12 protein-coding genes and 1 pseudogene are annotated in these 14,631 nt (G+C 74.0%); 10 read left to right on the top strand and 3 right to left on the bottom strand.

The window, feature by feature from the left end; all coding sequences use genetic code 11:
* Positions 1–3: 3 nt before the first annotated feature.
* Positions 4–789, top strand: a complete 786-nt coding sequence (locus tag AC0HI0_RS10240) for an alpha/beta fold hydrolase (RefSeq protein ID WP_480932058.1) — start codon at positions 4–6, stop codon at positions 787–789.
* 119 nt (positions 790–908) lie between these two features.
* Positions 909–1,073 (top strand): annotated as a pseudogene (locus tag AC0HI0_RS10235) (transposase); the annotation flags it as partial.
* A gap of 187 nt (positions 1,074–1,260) precedes the next feature.
* On the opposite strand, the gene AC0HI0_RS10230 reads toward AC0HI0_RS10235, so the two are convergent.
* On the bottom strand, positions 1,261–2,007 hold the full coding sequence (locus tag AC0HI0_RS10230; RefSeq protein WP_480932057.1) for a DUF899 domain-containing protein: 747 nt from the start codon (positions 2,005–2,007) through the stop codon (positions 1,261–1,263).
* Between the two features lie 173 nt (positions 2,008–2,180).
* Between AC0HI0_RS10230 and AC0HI0_RS10225 the strand changes: the two genes are divergently transcribed.
* On the top strand, positions 2,181–3,992 hold the full coding sequence (locus tag AC0HI0_RS10225; protein ID WP_480932056.1) for an amino acid adenylation domain-containing protein: 1,812 nt from the start codon (positions 2,181–2,183) through the stop codon (positions 3,990–3,992).
* A gap of 75 nt (positions 3,993–4,067) precedes the next feature.
* The gene (locus AC0HI0_RS10220) at positions 4,068–5,438 is read left to right on the top strand and encodes a condensation domain-containing protein (protein ID WP_480932055.1); all 1,371 of its coding nucleotides are present in this window, start codon (positions 4,068–4,070) and stop codon (positions 5,436–5,438) included.
* Between the two features lie 50 nt (positions 5,439–5,488).
* Here AC0HI0_RS10220 and AC0HI0_RS10215 read toward each other — a convergent pair whose 3' ends face one another.
* Together AC0HI0_RS10215 and AC0HI0_RS10210 are read right to left on the bottom strand one after the other, a co-directional pair.
* On the bottom strand, positions 5,489–5,779 hold the full coding sequence (locus AC0HI0_RS10215; RefSeq protein ID WP_480934277.1) for a putative quinol monooxygenase: 291 nt from the start codon (positions 5,777–5,779) through the stop codon (positions 5,489–5,491).
* A gap of 187 nt (positions 5,780–5,966) precedes the next feature.
* A complete protein-coding gene (locus AC0HI0_RS10210) occupies positions 5,967–7,454 on the bottom strand; it encodes an MFS transporter (RefSeq protein ID WP_480932054.1) in 1,488 nt (495 codons plus the stop codon).
* A 245-nt stretch (positions 7,455–7,699) separates the two neighbouring features.
* Here AC0HI0_RS10210 and AC0HI0_RS10205 point away from each other — a divergent pair, with 245 nt between their 5' ends.
* The 6 genes from AC0HI0_RS10205 (at position 7,700) to AC0HI0_RS10180 (ending at position 14,619) form a co-directional block, all read left to right on the top strand.
* On the top strand, positions 7,700–8,695 hold the full coding sequence (locus tag AC0HI0_RS10205) for a sigma-70 family RNA polymerase sigma factor (RefSeq protein WP_480932053.1): 996 nt from the start codon (positions 7,700–7,702) through the stop codon (positions 8,693–8,695).
* 224 nt (positions 8,696–8,919) lie between these two features.
* Positions 8,920–10,056, top strand: a complete 1,137-nt coding sequence (locus AC0HI0_RS10200; protein ID WP_480932052.1) for an epoxide hydrolase family protein — start codon at positions 8,920–8,922, stop codon at positions 10,054–10,056.
* Positions 10,053–11,333, top strand: coding sequence for a cytochrome P450 family protein (locus tag AC0HI0_RS10195; RefSeq protein WP_480932051.1), 1,281 nt, complete (start codon positions 10,053–10,055; stop codon positions 11,331–11,333). The genes AC0HI0_RS10200 and AC0HI0_RS10195 overlap by 4 nt, the downstream gene beginning before the upstream one ends.
* Before the next feature lie 9 nt (positions 11,334–11,342).
* Positions 11,343–12,713 carry an FAD-dependent oxidoreductase gene (locus AC0HI0_RS10190; RefSeq protein ID WP_480932050.1) on the top strand — a complete coding sequence of 457 codons (1,371 nt, stop codon included), beginning with the start codon at positions 11,343–11,345 and terminating at the stop codon, positions 12,711–12,713.
* A gap of 62 nt (positions 12,714–12,775) precedes the next feature.
* Positions 12,776–13,894, top strand: coding sequence for a sensor histidine kinase (locus AC0HI0_RS10185; RefSeq protein ID WP_480932049.1), 1,119 nt, complete (start codon positions 12,776–12,778; stop codon positions 13,892–13,894).
* Entirely contained in the window at positions 13,891–14,619 is a 729-nt protein-coding gene (locus tag AC0HI0_RS10180) for a response regulator (protein ID WP_480932048.1), read from the top strand. The genes AC0HI0_RS10185 and AC0HI0_RS10180 overlap by 4 nt, the downstream gene beginning before the upstream one ends.
* The last annotated feature ends 12 nt before the right edge of the window (positions 14,620–14,631 follow it).

Raw genomic sequence — 14,631 nt, 5'->3', positions numbered from 1 at the left:
CCCATGCACACAGTCACCTCCAAGGACGGGACGCCGATCAGCGTCGACCGGTTCGGCGAAGGGCCGCCGCTGGTCCTGATCGAGGGCGCGCTGAACGACCTGGCGACCACGCTGCCGGTCGGCGAGCTGCTCTCCTCGCGGTTCACCGTCTTCGCCTACGACCGGCGCGGGCGCGGCGCGAGCGGCGACGGCCGGCCGTACTCGGTGGACCGGGAGGTCGAGGACCTGGACGCGGTCCTCGCCGAGACCGGCGAACCGCCGTTCGTGTTCGGCAACTGCTCCGGCGGCGCGCTGGTGCTGGAAGCCGCGGCGCGCGGGCGTGAGTTCGCCGCGCTGGCCCTGTACGAGCCGCCCTACTCGCTGCCCGAGGACCGCACCCTGCCGGCGCGGTACTCGGCGCGGCTGGAGGCGTACATCGCCGAAGGGAGGCGGGGCGACGCGCTGGAGCTGTTCATGAAGGGGTGCGCGGACCTGACCGACGAGGCGGTCGCGCAGGTCCGGAGTTCGCCGATGTGGGCGGGTCTGGAAACGCTGGCCCCGACGCTGCGCTACGACGACGCGTTGATGGGCGACTGCTCGTTGCCGGTGGAGCGGCTGTCGGCGGTGCGGACGCCGACGCTGGTGATCGACGGCGGGGACAGCCTGCCGTGGGCGCGCAACGGCGTGCAGGCGCTGGCGGACGTGCTGCCCAACGGGCGTCGGCACTCCATGCCGGGGCACACCCACCTGCTGGTGCCCGACGCCGTCGCTCCCGTGCTGGTCGACTTCTTCACCGGCACGCGGGTTTAGCGATCGGTCCAGAACTAGTTGGCAGTCGGCATGCCGGTGGCACATGGTGTTCGATAGCGGTCGTGACAGAGTGATCAACGTCGTTCGCCGGCTGTGTCCGTTGTAGATCATGTGCGGTCGTGAGGAGAGGTGAGTCGCCGGGTCGGAAGCGGGTGCCCGATCGGCAGGTGCAGTGCGGGATCCTGTTCGTGCCGCACACCGGGACCAAGTGGGAGTCCCCGCCTCAGGGACTGGGCTCCGGCTCCGGAACGACCTGCCGGCGGCGGCTGTGCGACTGGAACGAGGCCGGTGTGGTCCCGACCGCACGAGGTGCTGCTCGTGGAACTGCGCTCGGCGGGCCAGCTGGACCGAGACCGCGCCGTCGTCGATTCCTCGCACGTCCAAGCCGCGCGACGCGGCCGAAAAGCGGTCCGAACCGTGCCCTGGGACGCGGGCGGACCACCGGGGCCGGTGGTCCGCCCGCGTGCCGGGTCAGCTGCGGAAGTCCGGTGCGGGCGGGCGCGGGTTCGGGGTCCGGTCGGCGGGTTCCTCCCAGTCCTCCTGACGGCCCAGGGCGGTCAGGTCGAGGAAGGCGTACGCGCCCAGGTTCATCTCGGTGCCCCGGCCGAACGCCGAGTAGGTGTGGAAGACCTCGTCGCCCACGCGCAGGAAGCAGCTCAGGCCGGGTTGCTCGGACGGTTGTGCGCCGACGAAGTAGTACCCGCTGCCCGCCGCGCGGTGCTCCGGGATGGTCCGGTAGTTGTACTCGGCGGGCAGCACCGAGTCGTCCATGGTGACGTGGAAGTCGTAGTTGAAATCGCTGCCGTAGGACGAGTACCACGGGAATTCCCAGCCCTTGCGGGCTTTGTACGCCTCCAGCTTCGCCAGTGGCGCGCGCGAGACGTAGGCGAAGGCCGTGTCGCGGACGCGCAGGTGCCGCAGCCTGCCGGGGGACATCTCGTCGGCCCCGGCCGAGCAGCTGGGGCAGCCCTCGTCCCAGTCCGGGTTGAACATGAAGTGGCCGACGATGAGTTGGCGGCTGCCGTCGAACAGGTCGAGCAGGGTGGCTTTCCCCTGCGGCCCTTGGAAGAGGTATTCCTCGTCGATCCGCACCATGGGCAGCCCGCGACGTTCGGCGTTGAGCGCGTCGTGGGCCTTGGTCAGCTCTTTCTCCTTGCGCAGCAACTCCTTGCGCGCGTCCACCCACTCCTCGCGGGACACCACGGGTGGGAGCACCATCACGTCACCTCCGTTGTCTCGAACTCCTGGCTGGATCCGACCCCGGTCCGGGTCGCGGCGCAACTCCCCGAATGCGCAGGCGACGCACGCCCGGAGATGCCCGCCGGTGCGCCCGCGCGGGAACGTGGCGGGAAGACGGCTACCCACCCGGTGATCCAGATTGGACCCACGTCATGGACTCCCCTTCCCTCCAGGCACGGTTCACCGCCCAGGCCGCCCGCACCCCGGACGCGCCGGCGCTGTCGCTCGACGGCGTGCGGACGAGCTACCGGGAGCTGGACGAGCGCTCCGACCGGTTGGCCCGCCGCCTGGTCGCGCTGGGCGCGGGCCCGGAACGGCCCGTGGTCGTCCTCGTGGAGCGGTCGCCGGACCTGGTGGTGGCGACGCTCGCGGTGGTGAAGGCGGGTTCGTTCTACGTGCCGCTGCACCACGCCTACCCGGCGCTCCGCCGACAGCAGGTGGTCGACCGGTTCGACCGCCCGCTGCTGCTGGTGGACGGGCCGTCGGCGCGCGGTGGTGTGCCGCAGCGCTGCCGGGTGGTCGTGGTGGGCGATCCCGCCCCCGACGATCCCGTCCCAGACGAGCGGGCCCCACACGGGCAGGCCCCGGACGAGCGGGCCGAGGCGGACCGGGTCGAACTGCCGGCGGGCGACCCGGACCGGGCCGCGTACGTGATGTTCACGTCCGGGTCGACCGGCGAGCCCAAGGGCGTCACCGTCACGCACCGGGGCGTGCTGGGGCTGGTGTCGGACCCGTTGTGGGACTCGGAGGTCTACCGGCGCACGCTCATGGTGTCGCCGTACGCGTTCAGCATGTCGACCTTCGAGCTGTGGGTGCCGCTGCTGCACGGCGGGGAGATCGTGCTCTACCCCGGTGCCGATCTCGACCTGGCCGCGCTGGGCGAGGTGATCGCCCGCGAGCGGGTCACCGCCGCGCACGTCACCGCCGGGCTGTTCCGGGTGCTGGCCGAAGAGTCGCCGCACCTGGTCGCGCCGCTGCGCGAGGTGATGACCGGTGGCGACGTGGTGTCGCCGACGGCCGTCGCCCGGGTGTTGGCGGCGTGCCCCGACCTGACCGTGCGGGTGATGTACGGGGCGACCGAGACGAGCCTGTTCGTGGCGAGCGCGCCGATCTCCGCGCCGTACGAGCCGGGCGCGGTCGTGCCGATCGGGTTTCCGTTGCGGGACAAGCGGGTGCACCTGCTCGACGAGGGGCTGCGGCCGGTCCAGCCCGGCGAGGTGGGCGAGATGTACGTGGCCGGCGGGCTGGCCCGGGGCTACCAGGGGCGGCCGGGCCTGACCGCGCGACGGTTCGTGCCGGACCCGTTCGCGGGCGACGGCGGGCGGCTGTACCGGACCGGCGACCTGGCGCGGCGCGCGCCCGACGGGCGGCTGGAGCTGCTCGGCCGCGCGGACGACCAGGTCAAGGTGCGCGGGTTCCGGGTCGAGCCGGGCGAGGTGGAGGCGCTGCTGGCGGCGCACCCGGCGGTCCGGCACGCGGCGGTCGTGGCCCGGCCGGTGGCCGACGACAAGCAGCTCGTCGCCTACGTCGTGCCGGTCGACGGGCTCGGCGAGGAGCCGACCGCCGCGCGGTTGCGCGCCCACGTGGCGGAACGCGCGCCGGACTACCTGGTGCCGGCGGCGGTCGTGCTGGTGCCGGAACTCCCGTTGAGCCCCAACGGGAAGCTCGACCGGGCCGCGCTGCCGGAACCGGCGGCGGCGGGCGGCGGGGACACCGCGGGCTCGGAGACCGAGGAGTACCTGCGGGCGGTGTTCGCGGAGACCCTCGGCCTGCGGGCGGTCGGCCTGGACGACGACTTCTTCGACCTGTCCGGGCAGTCCATGCAGGCCATCCGGCTGATCGCGCGCATCGAGCGCCGGACCGGGGTGTCGGTGACCATCGCGACCTTCTACGACAACCCGACCCCCGCGATGCTCGCCGAGCGGATCGACGAGGAGCGCGCCGCCGGTGTCCCGGTGTCCTGACCCGGGGTCCGCCGGTCGGTGGCCACCCGGAGAACCTTCGGCACAAGCCCGTCCAGCACAGGGAGGAGGGCCGGCATGAGCGCCTCGCCGGTCGAGCAGGAGACCGCCGCGCCGCTGTCGTTCACGCAGGACTTCCTGCGCATGTTCGGCACGGACGAGACCACCGGGCCGTTCGGGCCCCGCTACCACGCGGTGCGCGGCTGGCGGGTGCGCGGACGTCTCGACGTCGACGTGCTGCGCGCCGCGCTCCTCGACGTCGTGACCCGGCACGAGGCGCTGCGCACGGTGCTCGTCGCGGAAGACCCGCCACACCAGCGGATCCACCAGCCGACGCCGCCCGAGGTGCGCGTGGACGAACTCGGCGACGCGCCGGGGCCGGCCCGTGACGGGCTGGCCGAGGAGTTCCTCAACCGGCTGGAGGGCGAGGAGCTGCCGGTCCGTCGACTGCCGCACCTGCGGGTGGTGCTGGGCCGCTTCGACGGCGCGGACTGGGTGGTCGGGCTGATCGCCCACCACGTGGCCGTCGACGGCTGGTCCATGGAACTGCTGATGCGGGACGTGGTGGCGTGCTACCCGGCACGGGCTTCGGGCCGGGAGCCCGACCTGCCGCCGGTCCCGCAGTACCGCGAGCACGCGGCGTGGCACCGCGCGCACCTCACGCCCGCCGCGCTGGCGCGGGCGCGGGCCTACTGGCGCGCCAAGCTCGCCGGCGCGCGGATGCTGGGGCTGCCCTCGGACCGGCCCCGGCTGCCGGGCGCGAAGCGGGTCACCGCCGCGCACCGGTTCCACGTCGAGCCGGGGCTGGTGGCCGACGCGCTCGCCTTCGCCCGGACGAACCGCGCGTCGGCGTTCATCGTGACGATGACCGCGCAGAACCTGTTGGCGCACCGGCTGACCGGGCGCACCGACGTCGTGGTCCCGACCATCACCTTCGGCCGCGACCACCCCGACTACGAGCGCACGGTGGGGCCGTTCTTCAACTTCGTGCCCCTGCGCACGGACCTCGCCGGGTGCCGGACGCTGCGGGAGGTGTTCGACGCGACCCGGCGGACGTGCCTGGAGGCGCAGAGCCACGAGGTGCCGTTCGCCTTCGTGCTGGGCGAGGCGCCGGAGCTGATGGCGACCTTCGCCGACCCGGCCGTCTCGGTGTGCGCGTTCCAGGTCTTCCAGTACCCGCAGGCGAACGTCGGGCGGGCGGGCGACCTCGACTACGCCGAGATCCGGCACCGCACCCGTTCGCACGAGGTCGGCTCGGACATCCCGGACGGCACGCTCGCGACCGTGGAGATCGACCAGGAGGCGGGCGCGTTCGGCAACGTCCGCTACGACCCGGCGGAGTTCGACCCGGACACCCCGGAGCGGTGGGCGCAGCAGTGGCGCAGGCTGCTGCGGCTGGTGGTCACCGCCCCGGACACGGCGGTCGCCGAGGCGCTGCGGCAGGTGTGAGCACGGCGGTGCCCCCGACCGGCCGGTCGGGGGCACCGCCGTGTCGCGGGTCAGGCGTCGAACGGCGGGCCGGACTTGGCCACGTCGTGCTTGTACATGGACCCGTCGTTGATCTCCACCGAGGACTTGGGCGGCGGTGCGACGGACCGCCAGGCGTCCAGCTTCTCGGCCGACTCCCAGTGCTCGAAGATGTTCACCCGACCGGGGTCGAGCGGGTCCGGGGAGATCGACAGGTCCACGCAGCCGGGCGCCTTGCGGGACTCCTCCACGATGTGGCGGTGCCCCTCCAGGAAATCGTCCCGGTCTTCCGGGGCCATGGTCAGATGTCCAGCGACGATCACGGTCAAGGCGTTGTCCTCTCTGTTCCCCGGCGCGGTGCGGGCACCCCGCCGGTTCGTTCGCCGGAGGTTTCGCGACCTGGCGGATCGCATTCGACCGTACCAGTGGCGACCACCCCGCACAGGTCACGCGGCTGCGTATTCAACCGCGCCATTCACCGGTTTCCCGGTCCTTTTCCCGCCGAAACGGCTATTCGGCGCGACGGTCCGCGAGTTCGCGCTCCGACGGCTGTCCGGCGGGCCGTCCGCGCAGGAACGCCAGCGCCACGCCGGCCAGCACGACGAAGGTCGCGCCACCCACCGCCGCACCGACGTGGAGGGCGCTCATGAACGCCTGGTGCGCGGCGCGCAGCACCTCCTCGGCGACCCCGCCGGACAGGTCGTGCGCGACGGCGGTCGCCCCGGCCAGGCTCTCCCCCGCCGCCTCGCGCGCCTCGCCGGTCAGGTCTCCGGGCACGACCACCGCGCCGCGGTAGGCCGCCGTGCCGATCGCGCCGAACGCCGCGATGCCCAGCGCCACGCCGAGCTGGTTGCCCGTCTCCGACACCGACGCGGCGGCACCGGCCTTCTCCGGCGGCACCGACCCCACGACGGCGTTGGTGCCCAGCGCGATGGCCGGGCCGGCGCCGACGTAGAGGATCACGATGCCCGCGAGCAGCACCGGCAGCCCGGAGGACTCGCCGATCAGCACCAGCAGCACGAACCCGACGACCGACACCAGCAGACCGGCCGCGATGGCCACCCCCGGCCCGAACCGCTGCCCCAGCTTCGGTCCGACCATCGTGCCGACCGCGATGGACAGGCCGACCGGCATCAGCCACAGGCCCGCCTCGGCCGGCGACAGCGTCTCCACCAGCTGCACGTACTGGCTGACCAGCAGGAAGATGCCGCCGAGCGTGGCACCGGCGACCAGCAGCACGGCCAGCGCGGCGCTGAACGACCGGCTCGCGAACAGCCCGAGGTCGAGCAGCGGGTGCTCCAGGCGGCGCTGCCGCAGCCCGAACAGCCACCCGAACGCCACCCCGACCACCACCGCGACCAGCGGCACCACCTGCGGGCCGACCCGGGCGACCTCCTTGACGCCCCAGATCACCGGCAGGATCGCGGCCAGCGACAGCGCCACGCTGACCAGGTCGAGCCCGCCCGGCTCGGGGTTGCGGAACTCCGGCAGCACGAACGGCCCGGCGATCAGCAGCACGGCCAGCACCGGCACCGCCATCAGGAACACCGCGCCCCAGCCGAAGCCCTGCAACAGCAGCCCGCCGACCACCGGGCCCAGCGCGCCGCCCGCCATCATGCAGCTGGCCCACATCGCGATGGCCGAGCCGCGCTGCTTCGGGTCGTGGAACATGTTGCTGATCAGCGCCAGCGTGGACGGCATCAGCGTCGCCCCGGTGACGCCCATCAGCGCCCGGGTCGCGATCAGCATCTCCGCGCTGGTCGAGCACGCCGCGACGACCGAGGCCGCGGCGAACACCCCGGCGCCGATCAGCAGCAGCCTGCGCCGGCCGACCCGGTCCCCGAGGTTGCCCATGGTGACCAGGAACCCGGCGAGCAGGAACGAGTAGATGTCCAGGATCCACAGCTGCTGGGTGGCGCTCGCGCCCAGGTCCGCGCTCAGGTGCGGCAGGGCCAGGTACAGGACGCTGATGTCCATCGACAGCAGCAGGGTGGGCATCGCGAGCACCGCTAAACCGGCCCACTCCCGGCGCCCTGCCCGATTCGTTTCGTGCATGGGTGGTCCTCTCCAGTTGGACGGGCATCGCCATACCGACCACGCCCGCGCCGAAAAGTCGTCGCCGGACCGGGAGCTTTTTCCGACCGGCCCGGTCCTGCCTGGTCACCGGCTGCGGTGGCGGTGCGTGTCCGACCGCTGACACCCCGTCGGACTAGACTCGACGCGGGCGACGCAGGAGGGCCGCGATGACCACGGTGCACGGCGGCGCGACGGACGAGGACTTCTTCCGGCTCGCCGACCCGTACCGCCGGGAGCTGTTCACGCACTGCTACCGGATGCTGGGCTCGGTGCAGGACGCCGAAGACCTGGTGCAGGAGACCCTGCTGCGCGCGTGGCGGGCCTACGGGCGGTTCGAGCACCTGTCGTCGCTGCGCACCTGGCTCTACCGGATCGCCACCCGCACCTGCCTGACCGCCCTGCACACCCGCGCCCGCCGGCCGCTGCCGGTCGACCTCGGCGGCCCGGCCGCCGACCACGCCGACCCCGGCCCCGCCCGGCTCGACGTGCCGTGGCTGCACCCCCTGCCGGACGCGCCCGGCGGCACGGGCGACCCGGCCGGCATCGTGACCGCGCGCGAGGGCGTCCGGCTGGCGTTCGTGGCCGCCCTCCAGCACCTGCCGCCGCGCCCGCGCGCCGTGCTGATCCTGCGCGACGTCCTGGGCTGGCGCGCGGCCGAGGTCGCCGACGCCCTGGACACCACGCCCACCGCCGTCAACAGCTCGCTGCGCCGGGCCCGCGCCCAGGTCGCCGAGGTCGCGCCGCGCCGCGAGCAGACCGCCGAGCCGCCCGCCGCCGAGCAGCGCGAACTGCTCGACCGGTACGTCACCGCGTTCGAGAACCACGACGTCACCACCCTCGTGGAGCTGTTCACCGCGGACACCACCTGGCAGATGCCGCCGCAGCCCACCTGGTACCGGGGCGCGCGGGCCATCGGCGGCCACCTCGCCCGGTGGGCGGCGGCCGCGCCGGGCGACGTCCGGCTGGTGCCCACCCGGGCCAACGGCCAGCCCGCGTTCGCCACCTACCGCCGCACCGCGCCCGACGACCGGCACCGCATCACCTGCCTCCAGGTGCTGACCCTGTCCTCGACGCACATCACCCAGGTCGTCACGTTCGCCGACCCGTGCCTCTACGCGCCGTTCGGCCTGCCGGAGACCCTCCCGGAGACCGGACCCGCCTAACACCCGGGCGGGCAAACGCCCCCGACGGTAATCACCGATACGCCCGCGCCCACGTCCGCGCATCTCCGTCCGTGCTATTCCGCCCATTTTTCTCCGAATGTGCGCTGCGCCGCCGTGATCGCGTCCAGCGCACTCCGGGAGATGCGCCGGCCGTTTCCGCCGGCCGATGCTCGCCGTGCCGGGAATTCGCCGGAATCGCCGGGCCGCCGGACAGCGAGGATGCGATGAGGCCATTCAAGATCGACGTACCGCAGGAGGACCTGGACGACCTGCGCGACCGGCTCGCGCGCACCCGCTGGCCGGACCCGCCCGCCGACACCGGGTGGGCGCGCGGCGTGCCCCCGGCCGAGCTGCGCGCGCTGGCCGAGCACTGGCGCACCGGGTTCGACTGGCGGGCCGAGGAGGACCGGCTCAACGCCCTGCCCCAGTTCGTCACCGACCTCGACGGCGCGCCCGTGCACTTCCTGCACGTGCGCTCACCGCGCCCGGACGCGCTGCCGCTGCTGATCACCCACGGCTGGCCCGGCTCGGTGCGCGAGTTCACCGGCGTGGCCGGCCCCCTGGCCGACCCCGGCGCGCACGGCGGCGACCCGGCCGACGCCTTCCACCTGGTGATCCCGTCCATCCCCGGCTACGGCTTCTCCCGCCCGCTCACCGACACCGGCTGGGACGTGCCGCGCATCGCCCGCGCCTGGCACGACCTGATGACCCGCCTGGGCTACCGGCACTACGGCGTGCAGGGCGGCGACGCCGGCTCCCCGATCTCCCTCGCCCTCGGCGCCGGGTACCCCGACCACGTGGTCGGCGTGCACGTCAACATGCTGATGGCCTTCCCCTCCGGCGACCCCGCCGAACTCGCCGCGCTCGACGACGAGGACCGCCGCCGGCTCGGCCTGCTCCAGCGGTTCGACCTCGACCGCTCCGCCTACATGAAGCTCATGGCGACCCGCCCGCAGACCCTCGCCTACGCCCTCACCGACTCCCCCGTCGGCCAACTCGCCTGGATCGCCGAGAAGTTCCACGAGTGGACCGACACGCCGGTCGACCGCGACACCCTGCTGGCCGTCGTCTCCATCTACTGGCTGACCGGCACCGCGGGCTCCTCGGCCCAGTTCTACTACGAGGGCGCGGCGGCCGTGCGCGCCGCCGCCTCCGGCGCGCCGGCACCGCGCGTGCCCGTCCCGATCGGGGTCGCGGTGTTCCCGCACGACCTGTTCGTGCCGGTGCGCGCCTTCGCCGAGCGCGACCACCCGTCCATCACCCGGTGGACCGAGTTCGACCGCGGCGGCCACTTCGCCGCCCTGGAACAGCCCGACCTGTTCACCGACGACGTCCGCGCGTTCTTCCGGGAGGTCCGATGAAGATCACCGACGAGCAGACCGCCGGGGCCCGCCCCGCCCGCGCACCCGCCGCCACCGGCTGCCCCGTGCTCGACCCGACCGGCCGCGACCTGCACGGCTCCACCGACGAACTGCGCGCGCGAGGCCCCGCCGTCCGGGTCCTGCTGCCCGGCGGCGTCCACGCCTGGGCCGTCAACGAGCACCGCACCATCCGCCGGATCCTCACCGACCCCCGCGTCACCAAGAGCGCCCGCCACCACTGGCCCGACTTCATCGACGGGCGGATCCCGCCCGACTGGGAGATGATCAGCTGGATCGCCATGGACAACATGGTGACCGCGCACGGCCGGGAACACGTCCGGCTGCGCCGCCTGGTCGGCAAGGCGTTCACCGCCCGCCGCACCGAGGCCATCCGGCCGAGGATCGTCGCGCTCACCGACGAACTCGTCGACGCCCTCGACCGCACCCCGCCCGGCGACGTCGTGGACCTGCGCGAGCGCTTCGCCTACCCGCTGCCCGCCCGGCTCGTCGCCGACCTCGTCGGCATGTCCGAGCACGCCCGCGCCAAGACCGCCGAGGTCATCGACCTCATGGTGGACACCACCGTCACCCCCGAACAGGCGCAACGCGTGCTCAGCGGCTGGCGCGGCGCGATGGCCGACCTCATCGCCGAGAAGCGCCGCACCCCCGGCGAGGACATCACCAGCGACCTGGTGGCCGCCCGCGACGAGGACGGCTCGCGACTGTCCGAAGAGGAACTCACCGACACCATCTTCGCGATCCTCGGCGCCGGCTCGGAAACCACCATCAACTTCTTCGACAACGCCATCACCGCCCTGCTCACCCACCCCGACCAGCGCGCGCTGGTCGCCTCCGGCCAGGCGGGCTGGGACGACGTCATCGACGAGACCCTGCGCGTGCAGTCCCCGCTGGCGAACCTGCCGCTGCGCTACGCCGTCGAGGACGTCGAACTCGACGGCGTCACCATCCCCCGGGGCGACCCGATCCTGGTCAACTACAGCGCCTACGGCCGCGACCCCGGCCTGCACGGCGACCACGCCGACGAGTTCGACCTGACCCGCACCGACAAGGAGCACCTCTCCTTCGGCCTGGGCCCGCACTACTGCCTCGGCGCGGGCGTCGCCCGCTCGGTCGCCGGCATCGGCCTGTCCACCCTGTTCGACCGGTTCCCGCAGATGGCACTCGCCGTCGAACCGGCCGAACTCGCACCCCTGCCCACGTTCATCATGAACGGCCACCAGGCCCTGCCCGTCCGCCTGCGCCCGGCCCGGAACTGAGGAGACGCCGTGGTTCCCGCCAACCCGCGACGGGCGGTGGTGCTCGGCGGCAGCATGGCCGGCCTGCTCGCCGCCCGCGTCCTCGCCGACCACCACGACGAAGTCCTGGTGGTCGACCGCGACCACCTCACCGGGGTGACCACCGCCCGCCGGGGCGTCCCCCAGGGCCGCCACGTCCACGGCCTGCTCGCCCGGGGCCAGCAGATCCTCGACGAGCTGTTCCCCGGCTTCACCGCCGACGCCGTCGCCTCCGGCGTGCCCACCGGCGACCTCGGCGAGCTGCGCTGGTTCTTCGACGGCCGCCGACTCGCACCCGGCGCCACCGGCCTCACCTGCGTCTCCGCCGCCCGACCGGTGCTGGAGGACCTGGTGCGCCGACGACTCCTGGCCACCCCCAACGTCGTGCTCGCCGAAGACCACGACATCCTCGGCCTGACCACCACCCCCGACCGCGCCACCGTCGTCGGCGTGCGCATCGCCCCACGCCCACCGGCCGCCCCGGTGGAACGCGTCGTCGACGCCGCCCTCGTCGTGGACGCCACCGGACGCGGCACCCGCACCCCGCTGTGGCTGACCGAACTCGGCTACCGCCGCCCGCCCGAGGACCGCATCCGCATCGACCTCACCTACACCACCCGCCGCTACCGGCTGCCCGACGAGACCGTCCTCGACGGCGACCTGTCCATCAACCCGGTCGCCACCCCCGGCCACCCGCGCGGCGCGTTCTTCTCCCGCGTCGAGAACGGCGACAGCATGCTGTCGCTCACCGGGGTCCTCGGCGACAGCGCGCCCACCGACTCCGAGGGCTACCTGGCGTTCGTCCGCTCCCTCCCGGTCCCGGACATCCACGACGTCATCAAGGACGCCCGACCGCTGGACGACCCGGTGGCCTTCCGCTACCCCGCCAGCGTGCGCCGCCGCTTCGAAGCGCTCGACCGGCTGCCCCGGCACCTCGTCGTCCTCGGCGACGCCGCGTGCAGCTTCAACCCCGTCTACGGCCAGGGCATGACCGTCGCCGCCCTCGAAGCGCTGACCCTGCGCGAGCACCTCGCGCGCGGCGACACCCCCGACCCCCTCGCCTTCCAGCACGACATCGCCTCGGTGATCGACGTGCCCTGGGACATCTCCGCCGGCGGCGACCTCGGCTTCCCCGGCGTCGACGGCAAGCGCACCCTCGCCACCCGCCTCGGCAACGCCTACACCAGCCGGATGCAGGCCGCCGCCGTCCACGACAGCGAAGTCACCCGCACGTTCATGCGCGTCGCCGGACTCGTCGACCCCCCTGGCGCGCTCCTGCGCCCCAGGATGCTCCTGCGCGTCCTGGGCCGCTCCCGGCGCACCGCACCGGCCCGCGAACCCGCCGACCACCGGGTGGCCTGACCCCCACCGGTCCCGCACTCGCGGCCGGTCCGACGACCAGGCCGGACTCGTACCATGAGCCGGTGCGCAACCTCCTCCGCCCGGTGTGGCGGGAGCCCCGACCCGCCCCCGCACCGCCACTGCGGTGGTGGGACTGGGCGCTCGTGGGCGGGTTCGCCCTGGCCGCCGTGATCGAGGCGGCGAGCAGGCCACTGGCCGACCCGGTGCTGTCCGCCGCCGTCACCGCCGGGCTCACCCCCGTCCTGCTCTGGCGGCGGTCCAGGCCGCTGCCCGCCACCGCCGTCGCGTTCGGGCTCTGCGCCGCGCTGACCGTCGCACTGGGCCGGGAGTTCCCCGACCAGGGCGCGCTGGTCTACCTGCTCCTGCTGCCCTTCGCCCTGCTCCGCTGGGGCTCCGGCCGCGACGCCGTCCTCGGCACCGCCCTCGTGCTCGGCAAGGTCGGCCTCTCCGCCGCACTCGGCCACCTGCCGCCGGCCGACGCCCTCGCAGGCGTCGTCGTGCTCGCCCTCGCCCTCACCCTCGGCGCCGCCGTCCGCTACCGGTCCCGCGAACGCACCCGCGAACTCGACCAGGTCAAACTCCTCGAACGCGAACGGCTCGCCCGCGACCTGCACGACACCGTCGCCCACCACGTCTCCGCCATGGCCATCCGCGCCCAAGCCGGCATCGCCCTGGCCCCCACCGACCCGGGCGCCGCCGTCGACGCCCTGCGGGTCATCGACGCCGAAGCCGCCCGCGCCCTGGACGAGATGCGCGGCATGGTCCGGCTCCTGCGCCGCGAACGACCCGACCTCGCCCCCGGCCCGCGCGCCGCCGACCTCCACCGGCTCGCCTCCCGCACCCGGCCCCCGGTCGACGTGCACGTCGACGGCGACACCGACGACCTCCCCTCGCCGGTCGGCGCGGCGGTCTACCGGCTCGCCCAGGAAGCCGTCACCAACGCCCGGCGGCACGCCCGGCACGCCACCCGGATCGACGTCCGGGTCGAGATCGACGCCACCGCCGTCCGCCTGCGGGTCCACGACGACGGGCAGGCCCGCTCGGCCGGACCGCCGGGCTACGGCCTGACCGGCATGATCGAACGCGCCGACCTGCTCGGCGGCACCTGCGAAGCCGGCCCCGACGCCGAGCGCGGCTGGACGGTCACCGCCGTGCTGCCCCGGACGGCCGGGCCGCGATGACCACCCGGGTGCTGGTCGCCGACGACCAGGAGATCGTCCGCACCGGACTGGCCATGATCCTCGACGCCCAACCCGGCATCACCGTCGTCGGCACCGCCGAGGACGGGCGGCGCGCCGTCGACCTCGCCCGCCGGCTGCGCCCCGACGTGTGCCTGTTCGACATCCGGATGCCCGTCCTCGACGGCATCGAGGCCACCCGCCTGCTCGCCGGACCGGCCGTCGAGGACCCCCTGGCCGTCGTCGTGATCACCACCTTCGACCACGACGAGTACGTCTACGCCGCCCTGCGCGCCGGAGCCCGGGGGTTCCTGCTCAAGAACGCCGGGGCGCACCTGCTCGCCCAGGCCGTGCACGCCGCCGCCGACGGCGACGCCCTCATCGCCCCCAGCGTGACCGCCCGGCTGCTCGCGGACTTCGCCCAGCACGCCGCCGCGACGCCCCCGGTCCACCCCGTCGACCCGCTCACCGACCGCGAGGAACAGGTCCTGGTGGCCGTGGCGCGCGGGCGCACCAACAACGAGATCGCCGCCGAGTTCCACATCTCGCTGAGCACGGTCAAGTCCCACATCGCCAACCTGATGACCAAGCTCGGCGCGCGCAACCGGGTCGAGATCGCCATGTGGGCCTACGAGACCCGGCGGGTGCGCGCGGGCTCGCGCCCGGCCGGAAGTACGAGACCGGGACCGGACTTCCGGCCGGGGCGGTCGCGGCCCGAGGACCGATGACCGGCGTCGCGC

This window comes from Saccharothrix sp. NBAS 001, from assembly GCF_056640475.1.
The sequence above is the reverse complement of the archived record's forward strand: the minus strand, read 5'-3'. Positions and strand labels throughout refer to the sequence as shown.

Bases quoted from the DNA above. Each gene is read 5' to 3' on its own strand.
- AC0HI0_RS10240 (WP_480932058.1), top strand. From the start codon at position 4: ATGCACACAGTCACCTCCAAGGACGGGACGCCGATCAGCGTCGACCGG.
- AC0HI0_RS10230 (WP_480932057.1), bottom strand. From the start codon at position 2,007: ATGGTGCTCCCACCCGTGGTGTCCCGCGAGGAGTGGGTGGACGCGCGC.
- AC0HI0_RS10225 (WP_480932056.1), top strand. From the start codon at position 2,181: ATGGACTCCCCTTCCCTCCAGGCACGGTTCACCGCCCAGGCCGCCCGC.
- AC0HI0_RS10220 (WP_480932055.1), top strand. From the start codon at position 4,068: ATGAGCGCCTCGCCGGTCGAGCAGGAGACCGCCGCGCCGCTGTCGTTC.
- AC0HI0_RS10210 (WP_480932054.1), bottom strand. From the start codon at position 7,454: ATGCCCACCCTGCTGCTGTCGATGGACATCAGCGTCCTGTACCTGGCC.
- AC0HI0_RS10205 (WP_480932053.1), top strand. From the start codon at position 7,700: ATGACCACGGTGCACGGCGGCGCGACGGACGAGGACTTCTTCCGGCTC.
- AC0HI0_RS10200 (WP_480932052.1), top strand. From the start codon at position 8,920: ATGAGGCCATTCAAGATCGACGTACCGCAGGAGGACCTGGACGACCTG.
- AC0HI0_RS10195 (WP_480932051.1), top strand. From the start codon at position 10,053: ATGAAGATCACCGACGAGCAGACCGCCGGGGCCCGCCCCGCCCGCGCA.
- AC0HI0_RS10180 (WP_480932048.1), top strand. From the start codon at position 13,891: ATGACCACCCGGGTGCTGGTCGCCGACGACCAGGAGATCGTCCGCACC.